General features: G+C 61.5%; 15 protein-coding genes. 7 read left to right on the plus strand and 8 right to left on the minus strand.

Annotation, left to right across the window (positions count from 1 at the left end):
* Positions 1-17 precede the first annotated feature (17 nt).
* Together AB0362_RS19170 and AB0362_RS19175 are read right to left on the minus strand one after the other, a co-directional pair.
* Entirely contained in the window at positions 18-665 is a 648-nt protein-coding gene (locus AB0362_RS19170; protein ID WP_317533675.1) for a hypothetical protein, read from the minus strand.
* On the minus strand, positions 665-1,330 hold the full coding sequence (locus AB0362_RS19175; RefSeq protein WP_317533674.1) for a hypothetical protein: 666 nt from the start codon (positions 1,328-1,330) through the stop codon (positions 665-667). Before AB0362_RS19175 ends, AB0362_RS19170 begins: the two co-directional genes overlap by 1 nt.
* 261 nt (positions 1,331-1,591) lie before the next feature.
* On the opposite strand from AB0362_RS19175, the gene AB0362_RS19180 reads away from it, so the two are divergent.
* Together AB0362_RS19180 and AB0362_RS19185 are read left to right on the plus strand one after the other, a co-directional pair.
* Positions 1,592-2,116, plus strand: a complete 525-nt coding sequence (locus tag AB0362_RS19180; RefSeq protein WP_317533673.1) for a hypothetical protein — start codon at positions 1,592-1,594, stop codon at positions 2,114-2,116.
* 26 nt (positions 2,117-2,142) lie between these two features.
* Complete coding sequence (locus AB0362_RS19185; RefSeq protein WP_317533672.1) at positions 2,143-2,667, plus strand: hypothetical protein; 525 nt, start codon at positions 2,143-2,145, stop codon at positions 2,665-2,667.
* A gap of 21 nt (positions 2,668-2,688) precedes the next feature.
* On the opposite strand, the gene AB0362_RS19190 is transcribed toward AB0362_RS19185, so the two are convergent.
* The 4 genes from AB0362_RS19190 to AB0362_RS19205 all read right to left on the minus strand — a co-directional run bounded on the left by AB0362_RS19190 (position 2,689) and on the right by AB0362_RS19205 (position 5,950).
* On the minus strand, positions 2,689-3,162 hold the full coding sequence (locus AB0362_RS19190; protein ID WP_317533671.1) for a helix-turn-helix domain-containing protein: 474 nt from the start codon (positions 3,160-3,162) through the stop codon (positions 2,689-2,691).
* Positions 3,159-4,256 (minus strand): serine hydrolase, encoded by a 1,098-nt coding sequence (locus AB0362_RS19195; protein ID WP_317533670.1) that lies wholly within the window; start codon positions 4,254-4,256, stop codon positions 3,159-3,161. Before AB0362_RS19195 ends, AB0362_RS19190 begins: the two co-directional genes overlap by 4 nt.
* Positions 4,257-4,647: 391 nt before the next feature.
* The gene (locus AB0362_RS19200) at positions 4,648-5,094 is read right to left on the minus strand and encodes a hypothetical protein (RefSeq protein ID WP_317533669.1); all 447 of its coding nucleotides are present in this window, start codon (positions 5,092-5,094) and stop codon (positions 4,648-4,650) included.
* An 82-nt stretch (positions 5,095-5,176) separates the two neighbouring features.
* Positions 5,177-5,950 (minus strand): hypothetical protein, encoded by a 774-nt coding sequence (locus AB0362_RS19205; protein ID WP_317533668.1) that lies wholly within the window; start codon positions 5,948-5,950, stop codon positions 5,177-5,179.
* Positions 5,951-6,071: 121 nt separating this feature from the next.
* On the opposite strand from AB0362_RS19205, the gene AB0362_RS19210 reads away from it, so the two are divergent.
* Genes AB0362_RS19210 through AB0362_RS19225 form a run of 4 tightly spaced genes read left to right on the plus strand, consistent with a single transcriptional unit; the run spans position 6,072 to position 10,406 of the window.
* A complete protein-coding gene (locus AB0362_RS19210) occupies positions 6,072-8,522 on the plus strand; it encodes an AAA family ATPase (RefSeq protein ID WP_317533667.1) in 2,451 nt (816 codons plus the stop codon).
* Positions 8,519-8,875 (plus strand): hypothetical protein, encoded by a 357-nt coding sequence (locus AB0362_RS19215; RefSeq protein ID WP_317533666.1) that lies wholly within the window; start codon positions 8,519-8,521, stop codon positions 8,873-8,875. Before AB0362_RS19210 ends, AB0362_RS19215 begins: the two co-directional genes overlap by 4 nt.
* Positions 8,876-8,895: 20 nt before the next feature.
* Positions 8,896-9,840 (plus strand): hypothetical protein, encoded by a 945-nt coding sequence (locus AB0362_RS19220; RefSeq protein WP_317533665.1) that lies wholly within the window; start codon positions 8,896-8,898, stop codon positions 9,838-9,840.
* A complete protein-coding gene (locus tag AB0362_RS19225; RefSeq protein ID WP_317533664.1) occupies positions 9,837-10,406 on the plus strand; it encodes a hypothetical protein in 570 nt (189 codons plus the stop codon). The genes AB0362_RS19220 and AB0362_RS19225 overlap by 4 nt, the downstream gene beginning before the upstream one ends.
* Positions 10,407-10,485: 79 nt before the next feature.
* Here AB0362_RS19225 and AB0362_RS19230 read toward each other — a convergent pair whose 3' ends face one another.
* Together AB0362_RS19230 and AB0362_RS19235 are read right to left on the minus strand one after the other, a co-directional pair.
* Positions 10,486-12,072: a hypothetical protein gene (locus AB0362_RS19230; protein ID WP_317533663.1), complete on the minus strand. Its 1,587-nt coding sequence runs from the start codon at positions 12,070-12,072 to the stop codon at positions 10,486-10,488.
* Between the two features lie 61 nt (positions 12,073-12,133).
* Positions 12,134-12,979, minus strand: coding sequence for a hypothetical protein (locus tag AB0362_RS19235; protein WP_317533662.1), 846 nt, complete (start codon positions 12,977-12,979; stop codon positions 12,134-12,136).
* Between the two features lie 686 nt (positions 12,980-13,665).
* Between AB0362_RS19235 and AB0362_RS19240 the strand changes: the two genes are divergently transcribed.
* Positions 13,666-14,772, plus strand: coding sequence for a sigma factor-like helix-turn-helix DNA-binding protein (locus tag AB0362_RS19240; RefSeq protein ID WP_317533661.1), 1,107 nt, complete (start codon positions 13,666-13,668; stop codon positions 14,770-14,772).
* The last annotated feature ends 41 nt before the right edge of the window (positions 14,773-14,813 follow it).

Below are 14,813 nucleotides of genomic sequence, written 5' to 3' on the forward strand. Positions count from 1 at the left end.
TGGACGAGGCTCGCTGATCAGTTGGATGTCGCCTGCTGCATCGACAACACGAATCCGTGTCCGCCGCCCGCGTCGCAGATCATCGCTTCGACGCGGGAGAAGCAGGTGAATCCGTTGAACGTGATGGATGTGTTGTATTCCAACGGTTGTGCGTTCTCGACACCGAATTCGCCTTGGTTGAAGCATGTCGGCGTCACCTTCCCCGGAGTCATGTAAAAGCCCTTGCCAAGTTGGTCGATGGTGAACGACGGGGTGACGCAGTTCGCGCCGTCGGGTATCGGAGCATCTGCTGCCTGGCAACCGGACGAGAATTCAATGTCGCCGATCTTGCAATAGATGTTGCCCGACGGCGACTTCCAGCCCACCTGATTGCCGTACGCGCTGTATCGAGCCGGGTCGACGGGGGTGATAGGTGCGGTGTTGTTCGCGGGGTCGGAGGCGGTCGGGTTCGATTCGGTCGCCTGTGGTGCTTCTGCCACACCTTCCGCGTCGCCACCGGTGGAATCGGTCGGCGCAGCAACGGTCACCTGCGGAGGTGCCGGCATCTGCACGCCCACGTCGGTGGACGGGGCCGGATCAGCAGCAGGTGTTTCCTGACTGCCGCACGCCGTCAGTGCAGCTGTGGTGAGCACTGCGGTCAGCGTGAGTTTCCAGAACCCCCTCATCAGAACGCGATATTGACGTCGCGGGAGATCATGAAGCCTCGGTCGCCGTCGTAGCAGGTGATGCCTGCCTCGTCGGAGCGGCAGAATGTGCCGGTCACTCCGATGACCTGGCCGTATTCCAGGACTCGAGGGCGTTCAGGTCCGCCGACGAAGATGCCCTGATTGGTGCAGATCTGTTCGACGGTGCCGTCTTGGTTGATCTTCACCCCGTAAGTGTTGTTCTCGGTGTTGAGGCACTCGCGGCCGGTGTTGCCCGGCACCGAGTAGCGGACCTGGCAGCCCACGATGGTCCCGGGCGCATTGGAGGAGTTGAATCCGCAGAACACGTTCCCGCTGGGGGACTGGAAGAAGTATTGGCTGCTGGCCTGCTCGAAGTCACGTGCATCGACGTTGGCCTCGTCACGGTTGGGCGCGGGCGCTACGGCTGGTGGGCCCTCGGCGGTGGGTATTTGCGGTGCCGGGGTGATCACGTCGGGAGCCTGCCCGAATCCGCCTGAGCCGCTGCCACCGTCGGAGTCGGAGTACGCGTTGGCCGACGGAGCCGCCGCGCTGGTGACGGTCGCTGCTTCGGCGCTCGCCTGCTCCTCGGAGCCGCAGGCGGTGACTGCGAATGTAGTCGCTGCAATCACTGCGGAGGTGGCCACGATCGTGCGGACGTGCCTCATTCGATGGTCCTCACCGGTGGCTGCGGAGTGCATCACCTCTGATCAGTGAATCGAACGGGCCAAGTGGTCTGTTAACGTCGTTCGTGTCACGACCCCGTCACGAATCGGTATACGAGCGGTCTTTTTGTCGCTCTGGCTGCGAGGGTGGGTCGGGTAAGACTCAAGAACCACTTGATGTTTCAGGTTCAACCTGGAGTTCTTGGTTCGATGTCATGAACGATCCGGTATCCGATTGTGCGACATGATCGAAAGGCGTGCTGTATGCGAAAGTCATTGCGGCGAGGGGTCGTATCGATCGCACTGACGATTCCCCTGATTCTGGGTCTCGGCGCGGGAACGGCCGTGGCAGCGCCGCAGACCACGCTGCTCCAGATTCCGGTGGTCACCGGTTTTCAGATCGCACCGGGCGCAGTGCCCGGTGGGCTGTTCCAGACCATTCCGATGAAGGCCACGGTCGGTACCGAGCCGGGTGTTCTGCTGTTGTCCGCGGCGAATATCGCGCCGTATGCAGACCAGTATCCGTACCGAAGTCTCGGTGTGAACTGGCGAAACTGGGACATCGGCTTCCGTGGAAGCGCGGGACTGCGGCATTGGCAGGACAACCCCAACCCGGGCCCGCCCAACGACCTGCCGCCGCTACACAGTGAGCAGTACCCGCGCGAAGTAGCTCTGCCCACCGGAAGTGGCTGGGTCGAGATCACCGTGACGCACTACCGCGACTACCACTACGGCGAGCCCTACGCCGACACCCTGATCCCGGGCAAGGGTCTGATCTACGTCCCCTGATCCGAACGCGTATCGAAAGGCACACAATGCGAACATCTTTACGACGCGGAGTAGTTGCGCTGGCGCTCGCCGTGCCAGTGGTTCTGGGTGTCGGCGCTGGGACGGCAACGGCGGCACCCTTGACGTCCGAGCTTCTGGTTCCTGTCGTCACGGGGCCGGAGTTCGGTCCGGCCGGTGTCCCAGGCGGACTCGTTCAGACGATTCCGATCGAGGCGACAGTAGGTGAGAAGCCGGGTGAGGTGCGCTTCGCGGCCGCGGCGATCAGGCCGTACTACTACCAGTTCAATTACCGCTTCCTGACGGTGAACTGGCGCAATCTCGACACCGGAGCCGTCGGAGCGGTCGATCTGCGGCACTGGGAAGCCCTCGAGAACCCATCGCTACCGATCAACGCGGAGCCGAGATATCCGGTCAATCTGCCTCTCGAAGTGACCGCGCAGACCGGGGCGGGCCCGGTGGTCGTGACGGTCACTCACAATCGGGAGCAGTGGCAAGCCCCGCCGGCATCGAACGCTCTGATTCCCGGGTTGGGTGTGTTGTTCGTGCCGTGATCCGACGGTTGCGCGACGGGGTCAGGTACCCAGATCGCCAGCGATATCCGCGGCAGCGAGCATCGAGACAAGTAGTGGCACAACTCGTTTGGCGGCGATTCGATAGTCTCCTCGGCCGTGCTGCTCCACGATGTTCGCCGAACTGAGCGTCTTGAGATGGTGATAGATCTGACCGGACGAGCCCACTCCCACCGCCGCGTGCAGATCCGCCGCGTTCGCCGAGCCGCGCAGCAGTGTCCGTACGATCTGCAACCGCACCGGATGTCCCAGAGCAGCAAGCACTTCTGATGCCGACGGAACGGGTAACTCCACGATGGCGTCGGGAGAGTAGCCGATGTCCCAGCGGACCGTGCCGTGCAGATGGACGTCGCCTTGGTAGGCGATCAGGCCGCCCGTCGACGGGGCGGCATCGAGCTGTTCGGGAGCGTCGCGTCGTTCCAGCTCGGCGACGCGCGCCTCCAACTCTGCCAGTCTCGACTCGAACTCTGCGCTCACACCACGCAGGCTATCCGGTCGAGTACCTCGGGCGAGAACATCGCCTCGACGATGAGTTGCTGCTGTACGCCGAATTGGGTCATGGCCTGTTCGAATCTGTCGGCGGGGAGGCCATCGATCAGCCACACTGCGGTGGCGACCGTTCCGTCGTTGCGGCGCAGCTCGAATCCCTGGGTCAGAACGCCGGCGAGGCTGCCGCCCTTGAAGCCGACCCCGAGAACACCGTCGCCTGCGGGCTGCCATTCCAATTGGCGCACAACGGTGTCGGACGCATCGCCGAAGGTGCCGTCGGTGAAGGCGCGATACATGCCGTTGAGTTGTTCTGCCGAGGCGCCGCGAAAGGTGCTCTGCACTCGGTCGGCTTGTTCCTCGTAGGTCGAGGGTTGGATGGCTGCGCTGACCTGGGACCGGAACTGTGGGTCGAACGCCCACCTCTGCGCGGTCTCCCATCGGTCACCGTCGGCGAGGGCCGGGTCGTACAGCGACAGAATGTCGGTCACCAGACTCGGTACCTGGAAGTTCTCCCACCCTCCGGTGGCGGCGGCATCCATGATCGCTTGGTCGCCGAGTCGATACCGGAGATAGTCGGGAACCGAATTGTCGCTCTCCTGGATCATGGCCGTGACCATGTCGTCGATGCGTACCGTGGCCGCGGTATCTGTGGCTGCAATACCGTCGTTCGCTATGCCCAACCTGTCCAAGGCGGCCGGATGTGCGCCGGCGTCGGTACCGGGTACGTACCAGCGTTCCCAATCGATGAGCGGCACTTGCTCGTTCGGGTCGATGGTGCCGTCCGCGACTGCCTGGGCGTAGGCGGCGAGATGCACCACTTTGATCGCCGATGCGAGCACCTGTTCCTCGTCGGCCCGATGTTCGACGGTTCGGCCGCGACCGTCGTCGATGACAAGGCTGACGGTGTCGGGTGCTTGATCGATGAGCCCGATCCACCCGTCCTCGGTGGCGAGGTCCGTCGAGGTGACGGGAGCGCAGTTCTCCGGCGTTGGAGTGGCGGCACTCGAGTCGGCGGCGGTGGCGCATCCGCCTACCAACAGCACGGCCGCGCAGGTCGTCGAGATCCAGATCGAGCGTCGCATCGAGCTCTCCTATCTGTTATTCCGTAATTACGGATAACTGTAGAAGGTGGTCGAGTGTCCTGACAACCCCGCTTCTGATGTCCATCCAATGCCTGTCAGTTCCGACAGTGCATCGGTGGGGATGGCGCGGTAGCACCCGCAGCCACGTCTGCCGGTGTCGTGTTGTCGAAATACTCTCCGTAAGTAATGCTTTCGCGCGAGATGTCGTACCGATTGTCGATGCCAGTCGGGTGAGGAAAGTGAGGCTGCCGAGGACGCCGTGAACGATTCACGACCTGAACGACTGTGTCGCCTCGTCTGTCGTGCTGTCCGCTCGCCGAACGAGGTGGCCGGTCGCGCGAACGGCGAACAACAGCCCGATGACGGTAGCCCCCACTACGTCGCTCGTGCGTTAGTCCGCATTGTTGGCACATACGCGTACGAACTCGCTCTGTGGGATCGGTCGATCCCGCACGATGAGTTCTCCCGACGTGCCGTCGGTTTCGCGGAGGTCGTCGTCTTGGACCCTGTTGACGATCGAGCCGCACACGACTCGGTTGTTTCCTACGCTTTCAGTGGACACCGAGAAAGGAGTCAGCAGTGCCCACCCGGCGGAAAGCAGGGCGGCAGTAGCGATCAGGCCACAGGCCAGTGCCCACAGTGTGCGCAGCTTTTGCGGCCGTCGCATCCGCCACCAGCAGTAGTTGGCCGCTCCGCCGAATGCGGCGAGCAGAAGCCACCATTGCCAATCCGAGTGGAAGACCAACCAATACGTGGACACCACGAGGATCACCCAGAATGCCGTGGTGAACCATCTGGGATGCACCTGACCGAGTCGCCCGTGCAGCTGCATGCTCATCGCTACATCATGGCCGCTTGCCGGCCGGGGCGTCGTCACGAGCGGGCGGAAGTCGGTCTGGGGTGCGTGGGTACTCGACCGTTCAGAACAAGGTGGGCGCGGTGTAGCGACCGTTCCGTGCTTCGTTCAGTCGGGCGCTCCAGCGCTGCACGAGCCACATTTCGACGAGCTCGGGGCTGGTGCCGATGTCGGTGGCCCAGTGGGTGATGAGTTCGACGTAGCGGTCGTAGCGGCGACGAGTGAATCCGGTGACGGACGGATCTTCGAGCCACCCTTCGTGGATAAGTGTCGAGACTCCGTATTGGTCGATCAGCTGCGCCGGGCCGCCGTAGACCGACGCCTTCACCGCCCACAGGAACGTGGCCATCAAGGACATTCCGACGCCCGGTGCGTCGGGCCAGCCGGACCAGGTCGAGTTCGGATGTTCGGGCACTACGCGGTTGCGGACGCAGCTGTCGAGCACAGCCAGAGTCTTGGCGACGGGGTTCTCGTCGGGACGGCTGAGGTGCGGATTCATGACGTCGGGGAATCGCCGCATCGCTCTGCGATGCCGGTGACTGCCCTGCCAGGCCGCGCAGAGAAACAGCAGTCCCAGCGAATCATGTTCGCCTACAGCCAGATCGGTTCCGATCCGAAGATCGTTGCGCTGCACAGTTGCGCCACCGTACTCGACGATTTCTCCGTCGAGGTTGCGGCCGCGTAGCCGGAGGTCATGACCTGCCCGGTCGAGGTGGCCGTTCCACCAATCCAGGTCCACCTCCACACCGTCGTCGAGGACATGCAGGTCGTAGCTGCGGTGCTGACACCACTGCACACAGGCCGTGGGAGGCGGGAACCCCTCGTCGAGTCGTGACATACCGCCATCGAAGCATCGGGTACCGACACACTCCGTGGCGTTTCCGAAGTCCCTGCGAACTGTCGGTCCCATATGGAACTGTGGGGTCTGGTTAGCCATCAGAACGAACAGGGGAGTGCCGGTGACCGTTGCCGACAATGCTGTCGACAGGCCACTCGTCGACTTGGTGATCGACGCCATCGACGCGGACAATGACTTGTCCGACGAGGCAAAGTACTTCGTTCTTGCAGCCCTGGAAGGGCCGACAGCACTGCAAGAGCTACTCGACGGCATCTCGACCCCGCACGTTCCGGAGCCGTCGGGTAGCCAGCTCGTCGAAGAGCCGGTCGGTGCGTTTTTGACCTCGATCACTGTCGCGGGATTCCGCGGTATCGGGCCCAAAGCGGCGCTGGAGCTACACCCCGCGCCGGGCATCACGATCGTCAGTGGCCGCAACGGATCGGGCAAGTCGAGCTTTGCCGAGGCCCTCGAATTCGCGATCACCGGTTCGAGTTACCGCTGGGAGAACAAGGCCAAGCTGTGGGCTGATACATGGCGCAATCTGCACCAGGGAGACCCGTGTGAAGTACGGGTTGGGCTCACGATCGAAGGATCCGAACCGACGGTCGTCGGTGTCGACTGGACTTCAGATGCCGCGCTGAAGGGATGCTCCACCTGGACTCAGGTGGGAAAGCAGAAGCGCAGCAACGGTACCGACGCACTCGGCTGGAAGTCTGCCGTCGAATTACATCGCCCGATCCTGTCCTACGACGAAATCGGCGGACTGTTCGACGCGACGCCGTCCACCCTGCACGACGCCCTGGCCAAACTCCTCGGACTCGACGAGATCACCGATGCCGAGAAGCGACTGGTAGCGGTACTCAAGGAGATCAAGGGGCCCCGGCAACGAGCAGCGGAAAGCCTGCGCCAGCTCAAGACCTCGTTGTCGGATGCGTCGGACGATCGTGCGAAAACTGCTGCAGACCTTGTCAAGAAGCGGGTTGCGGATCTCGACGCGGTGCTGGCGCTCGCCACCGGAGCCAACGCATCGGCATCGCCCGCGCTTATCGGTTTGAAGCGGCTCACAGCGCTGAGCGCCCCGACGCAGCAGCGTGTCGACGAGGTGGTGGCCGAGCTCCGGGCAGCTGCGGCCGATACCGCGGATTCGGCTGATGAGGCACTGTCGGCGGTGGAGCAGCGCAACGATCTGCTCGATGCGGCCCTGCGACTGCACAGTGAGACGGGCACTATCGAGTGCCCGGTCTGCGCGACGGGGACGCTCGACGATGCGTGGGCCGAGCACTCGCGGGCGCAGCTTGCCGAGCAGAGCCAGAAACTGGCCGCCTACAAGCACAGCCGCCGCCGACTCGACCAAGCACAACGTGCCGCAGTCGAACTGGGGAACGGAATCGCCGACGCCACCGCAGTGGAGGGCGTCGACTTGCCTTCCTTGTCCGAGTATCGAAAGTCCGTCGCCGTCGTGCGAGAGCAACCGTCGAGTTCTTCCGGTGTGGCGGATCACTTGGCTACGACGATCCCCGCGGTTATCGAGTCTGCTGAGGCACTGCGCACCGAGGCCACGGAAGCGGCGGCTCAGCGTGAGGACACATGGGCACCGATTGCTGGACGTCTGGCCGCGTGGGCCACTCTCGAATCCGCGGCGCGAGAGGCGGATGAGGCCGTCAAGAACGTCGACACGGCCAAGAAGTGGATTGCCTCGCATGCCAAGCAATTGAGGGATCAGCGGCTTGCTCCGATTGCCGAGCAGGCGCGCGATATCTGGGCGGAGTTGCGCCAGGAAAGCAATGTCGACATCGGTGCGATCAACTTGGTGGGCCACAACACCAGCAGGCGAGTGGTGATGACCGGCTCGGTCGACGGCGTGGAGTCCGAGGCACTGTCGGTGATGAGTCAGGGCGAGCTGCATGCGTTGGCATTGGCGCTGTTCATACCGAGAGCGACTACGCCGAACAGTCCGTTTCGATTCATCGTGCTGGACGACCCGATCCAGGCGATGGATCCGGCGAAGATCGATGGCTTCATCAAGGTGCTGTCGACGCTCGCGAAGACCAGGCAGGTCATCGTGTTCTCGCACGACGACCGATTGGCCACTGCGATCAGGCAACTCGCGGTCGACGCTCGGCTCGTCGAGGTCATGCGCGAACCAGGTTCCAACATCAGCGTTTCCGAGACTCAGAATCAAGCGACCCGCTATTTCAACGATGTGCGGGCATTGGTGTTGGACGAGAATGTGCCCGAGGACGTCAAGCGGCGAGTTGCACCCGGCTTGTTCCGATTGGCTCTGGAATCGGCCGCGCAGCAGGTGTTCTACGCAAAGCAACACCGGGCGGGGGAGTCTCGGATGGTGACCGAGAAGCGGTGGTCGGCAGTGCACAAGACGCGCAACAAGATTGCTCTGGCCGTGCACCAGGATTCCGAACGTGACCTATCGCAGTGGCTCGGGTTCCGCACCGAACGCTTCCCAACGCTCCACATCGCGAATGCCGGCACTCACAACGGTTCGGATCGCCCGATCACCTGGGAAGTGGTCAACGACCTGAAGAAGATGGTCGACGGGATTCTCGCCGAATGACTGCTGCAACGTCGCCGGCGGTTGTGTTGAGAAATGCCGAACTGCTGCTCGACGGAAATCATGGTGCTGCAGGCGGATCCGCGCGTCTAGCCGCGTTCCTCGCCCGCCAGGCGTTGGAGGAGTTGGTAATCGAGCGTTGCGTGGCGTTGGGCGTGGACATCGAGCGACCGAGCATGCGATCGCGGCTGGTGATTTTGAGGTCGTTGGACACCACGGAACGCGCGGACGCCGCGTCGGTGGCGTGGAACAGGCTGAGCAATGCCTGCCACCACCATGCGTACGAATTGGCACCCACGGTGGCGGAAGTGCGGCACCTGTGCGAAGTGGTTGCTGTGCTCTTGAACGGTGAATGAATGCGACCAAAGGAGATGGTATGGAAATGAACAAGAGCTTTTTCGTACTGTGGAACGGAAGTGACGAAGGCCTCGATCCTTCTGTTCGCGAGGAGATGATCGAAGAAACCGCTGCGGGTCTCACTTATCCGGATTTCTGGAGCTTCGGCCAAGGCTATGGCGATCCCCTGGTAGGGGATCGTCTTTTCATGCTGCGCACAGGCGCAAATCGTGGCGTTGTAGCGGCCGGTGAGCTCATCTCGGACGGCATTTTCCCTGGCGAGCACTGGGGCGACAGCGGCCGCGAAGCAAAGTACGTCGACGTCAGCTGGGACGTGATGCTTGCCGACGAAGACCGCCTACCAGTCGAAGAAGTGCAATCTGCTCTGACCGACTTCAAGTTCCCAGTATTGAACTCAGGTCGGCTGATCAAAGAGCCGTCGGCGTCCGTACTGGCCGAGCTGTGGGCGAGGCACATCGAAGACTTGGGCCGCGCCACCGACAACCCTTGGCTCGGCGGACGCAGAAGTGCTCCCGGCCAGCCCTCATCAAGACGTATTCCGTTGGAGGAAAACCGGATCAAGGAGTATTACGTCGAGAGCTTCTCTTCTTACCGTGCGCGGCGTGCCGAGAGCGAAATGATGCATAGATTCGCGGCCACGCTGGTCAAGCGGAACTCGGACGTGAGTAGCTATCAGATGAAGGTCGATGATGGCGCGCGCTCGCTTCTTGCAGACATTTTTGACCACACGGACAATGTTCTTTACGAGGCCAAGGCATCTAGCTCACGAGAGGCTGTCCGAATGGCGTTGGGGCAGCTACTCGACTATCGAAGGCACATCGATTCGAAACCGGCGGTCTCAATGTTGCTTCCTGACAAGCCGGTCGATGATTTGCTCGCTCTGCTCACGGAGCATGGGGTCGGGTGCATGTACGAAGACTCAGGTCGATTCGTTCAGGAGTTGGCACCGGTGCATCAGCAATGATTCTCGAAGCCAACGGGCTTCGACGCCTTGTCGACGCGCATGTTGCCTACGACGCGGCGGCGTCCGAAGCCTACGACGAGGTCCTGTTCGACGTGGTGGCCCGGGTTGAGGACGCAAAGAGCCTGGGCAAAGCAGACATCGGAGCTTTGCTGTTCTGGAAGCGTTTGCGGGCCGATACCCCGTGGGTCATGGCATTGAACAGAACGCCGGACACCGTGGTTAGACGAGCAACTGGGGCAATGTACGTCGCAGCAAACAACGACGCGGACGATACCGTGGTTGCAGCGGGTGAGGCTCGCAGCGCTCTGAGTGACTTGCCCGGCTTCTCCTCCGGCGACGCGTTGGCGTCGGCTCTGATCCTCGCTGCGGCACCGGAGCGCATGGCTGTTTTCGACAGGCGGGCCGTTGCGGCGCTGAAGGGTCTTGGCGTGAGAACAACAGCGAGTCGCGGGCAGTATCGACGCTACATGCAGATCGTGGAAGACATCAGAACTCAGCTTGCAGCGCAGAACATTACGTGGCTCGCGCGTGATGTCGACAAGGCCTTGTTCATGCTGGGGGGTTGATTCTGTTTTTCGTCAGCTGACGGGTGCGAACTGACGGTTCTCGTTGACTGCGAGATGACAAGCGCGCGAAGTCTGTGGTTCAGGACTCAGTCGAATCATCACTGGGAAGCAGTTCGTCGGGGTAGCGGTACTCGCAGCCGATGGCGCTGGGCTCAATAGCTCCCTGGTTGTCTCGGAACCAGGTGACGCAGGTTTCCGCCGCCAGACGTCGATCTTTGGTGAACAGGTATCCGTCGGTGCAGTCGTCGAAATGAGGGGCGAGGTACCACCGATCGAGCTCGACGTAGTCCGTGGAGTAGTCGGCGAACATCAGGTGTCCGAGTTCCACTCGCGAGCGCCGGACCATGAACACGTCGTCGGCCATGACGATCAACTGGACGCACACCACGTCGTTCTCGTCGTCTTCGCTAGGGATGTAGTCACTCGGCCCGAGGTCGATGATCAGTGCGCACGGTTGATCCGCGAGGGACTCGGTCAGCCACTCGGTCATGTAGTTCCATGTATCGACCTCGATGCGCGCTCCGGACGCGGTGACGAACGCAATCAGTTGAGCGCCGGGCTCGACGGATGCGGCAAAGCCGTGGAGCATCTCTCCCTGGGGGTGGAGGTTGAGATCCTCGCTGTCGTTGCGATACAGAATCTTTGCCGAGATCGGTGCCATGTTCACGTCGTCGTCCTGCGTGACCTCTATCGCCCAACCGGTGAAATCGTGTTCGAGGTCAGTGATGACGACGAATCGCTCGGACGACATGAATGAACCGAAATGCCAACCAGGGGAAACTGTTTCCGATGGAGGTGCGGTAGCCGGAAACGATCCGCTTACAGGATATTCGTGGCGGTAGAATCGTGCGCGACTCACTCGGATGCGGGCAATGGAGAACCCGTTACTCAGGAGGTGCGCGGTCTTGGAGGACATCTCCGCCTCATCGACGCAGTTTCTGCTCACCCTGGGAATGTTCAGCTGAGCACTGCCGCTTCCCGTCGACGTCAGGTACGAGGTCTCCCCGGGCAACGAGTAGCGATCCAAATCCCGACCGGCCCAGGGGTTGGGCACGACCTCGAGCGTGAGGACGCAGTCGTCGGCACGGCTGTCGAGTACCTCCGCAAAGTCCGGTGCCAACCAATGGACCACTTGCTCGCCGTCGTTCCACAGGTCGGTCCGGCAGATCTGTACCGCCAGGATCGGCCAGTGCACTTCGATGTGGCGAGCGACAGCGACGCCGGCCGACCCGGCGGCGAACCACCCGGTGTGTGGGATGTCTACAACGATCTGGGCTTGCCCGGTGCTGCCTGAACGCACCCGTGCGTCAACAAGATTGGGGGCGCTCGCGCGTATTGACTGGAGCGCGGATTCGTCGAACTCGGCGACAGGCAGATCGAGGTCGACGGCCGCCGTATAGCCAGGATCGCCAGGGGGAGTGCCGTCGAGCCCGAACGCTCGCCGTTCGGTCAACGAGTCTGCTTCGTCGACCGTCACGGAATTCCAGTCTTCGTCTTCGTCTTCGTTTTCGATGTTGATCTCGTCGTCGATGATCCAAGCCGAGCGCTCGACGTCGTAGCGTTGGTACGTGTCGAAGTCGGCGTCGCTCACACGAGCGACCGTCACGGTGTGGTCGCCGTCGTACGAGGCGTAGTAGAAGTACTGCGCGCCGCTGATGTCCGTCACGCAGCTATCCTCGTTCTTGTCACACATGCACCGTATCGGAGGGCTACGACGCGAACGCCGGTCAGAAGAATCTGTCACCGATCTCGGGCGATTCACCGAAAACGAAGTGGCAGTGGTGGCACAACCAATACCCACGATTGTCCCACTGCCGATGAGGTTCGCTGTAGAACTCCCATGGTGATTCCGTTGCCGGCAGATCATCGGCATAGGGTCGCGAGACGTAGCCGACCGACCGGCGAAACGAACACCGTGGGCACGGCGGGTTCGCGGAGAACCGGAAGTCCAGATAGTTTGTGAATCCGCCGGCGCTCATCTTTACGTAGCAGTTCGTGCACAGCGCCGCTGACCAGTCCGAATAGTGATCGCCCACATGTGAATTGGCTTCACAGACGTAGGTGTGAATGCGTTCGCGTGCGTCGCTGCGTGCCAGCCCGATGTTTTCGTCGCAGTGCGTGCATTGTCCGCCGCTGTTCATCATGATGCGTGCGGCCTCGGATGTGTTGGCTGATTCGATTCCGGCTTCGTACAGCCGTCCGCCCCATCGCTGAGTCCCCAGAATCTCCAAGAGATAGCTGCCGGTGTCGTGATCGAGGGGCCCCGGATGCGTCGGCAGGGACAGCCACGCGGGTACCGCTGGCAGGGTGACGAGGTTCCATGTGTCGGCGACGGTGAACCGGTCTGTCGCAGAATCCCATCCGATGAGCTCGATGCAGCCGAACACCCGCGGCTGTGTGTCTATCACGGTGATCAGCACATCACCCGGAGACATCCCGTCGTCGTAATTCCACGGGTCGTAACCGCACCTCGGATCCATGAGGGCGATGACGGCGTCCTTCCACGGAGCGCCGAATGCAATGAACGCACGCTGCCCGTCGAAGAGCTGCATCGGATCCGGGGGGATGATCAAGGGGCCTCCTCGGACATTGAGTTAGGTAATTCCTGAGCAGAGGCCATGCCTCGGTTCTACCAGCTGCGACCTGTCGCCCGCAGGCAGTGCGCATAGTTCGACGGATGTTCGTGTCCTCGGGTACCTGCACGGGAACTACCAATCGAACTGCTGCGGGCATCGGTGTCGTGTGCAATCGTCGTTATCGGTTCACCGCGACGATTCGACGGCACGGAAGGGCAGTGGGTGAGCAATGTGGTGCTTAGGCGTCAGTGGAGATATTCGACGCGGTGCTGGCCGAGGGCGAGGAGACCGCGCGAACCTTGGAGAACTGCGCACCTCGAACAGAGCGTTGATCCAGTCGATTCTCGACGGGCAGAATACATTCCGCGCAGGCTTCTACTGCGACCATGCGAGGAGGTGCAATCGCGCAAGCAGTGGGTGCTGCAACGGCCTCGGTGCGTTTCCGGCTGCGGAATGATGTTTACGTGTGCGAGTCTGGACACAGGTTGGGAACCGAGAAAGTTGGAAGGGAGTTCGGTTTGCTTCAGGTTCTACCCAGCAGCAGCCATGAGTCGACCACAGTCTTCGGTCCGCAGATCGCAACCTCGCTTGGAAACCAGACGCGTTGGTCCTGCGTTGCGATAGGCGCTACGCGCGGTTACGGCTGTGCAGATGAGTTGCTTAATCGGCCGGTGCGCTGAGCCATGGTTGACCGCCAGCAAGCTCGCGTTGACAAGATTACCGCGCTGATCGACGCCGGGTTGATTGCAGACGCGTCAGACGTCCTCAAGCGGGATAACCCGTTGCTGACGACAGCGCAACACGATCGATTAAGGCACCGAATCGACGCGGCTAAGCTAGCAAGACAGCTGAGAATCAACGAGACTAAGCTGACAAGACAGCTGCAAGTGAGCAGTACCGACTTGTCGAGACCCGTCGAGGCATCACAATTACAGATTGAAAGTTTTAAACCCCTCACAGCGAAGTCATTCCGGTTGTTGCTTTCGAGAGCACAAGACAGTAGAAGCTTGGACGACGTACTTAGTGCGCTGAATCAGCTTGAACCCGCGGAAGTAGGGCTAATCCGCGCAAGGTTTGGCATCGGCGGTGACGCTCCACGGACGCACGAGGAGCTGGCAAAGACGACAAAGCTGAGCCTCAATAGGATTCGCATCATCGAGGAACGTGCGCTCGGGAAAATCACGCGCCAACTGTCGACGCTCGGTGTGCTGCCTCCGATCGACGATTTGACGCAATCTTACGGCCATCTGCTCGAGCCGGACCCGGAGGCAAGGGTTGACGATCACCTTCGGTCCGTGCCGATCAATCCCGACAAGGCATCTGCAACCACGATCTCGGAGCCCGATGTTGTCTCGGAGATCGCTTGCGGCGACTCAGCGCAAAGCACCGGCGGCTCGACGTCCGAACCAGTAGAGCAACCCAGTGATGCGTCCGCGGTGAGCAGTTTCCAAAGTGAATGCGACGACCTGCAGGAACTTTTAGACTTGCTCCGTCCGGCCCCGTCTCAAACGCAAGATGCCATGACGCCAGCGGTGGTCACTGAGGACTCCGTGGCAATATACTCGGTTTACAAGGGTATCAAGACAAAGGCGCGGTTGTATCCGACTATCGGCGCGGTGGCTATTTTGGACGGTCCACTGGCAGGTCGTGACTTCGCGACTCCAAGTGGTGCCGCCAAAGCTGTTGTGGCTTACTACAGTCCAAGCATCAATCCTTTGCGAAACGGATGGGCTTTTTGGCTCGTCTACGACGGCTCTGGCAGGCAAATTGCGGTGTATAAAAAAACATAACTATAGCCACGCGACGACTGTCACCCGCCTATTCTTGCAAA

This window comes from Rhodococcus sp. NPDC079359, assembly GCF_040702585.1.
Lineage (GTDB): Bacteria > Actinomycetota > Actinomycetes > Mycobacteriales > Mycobacteriaceae > Rhodococcoides.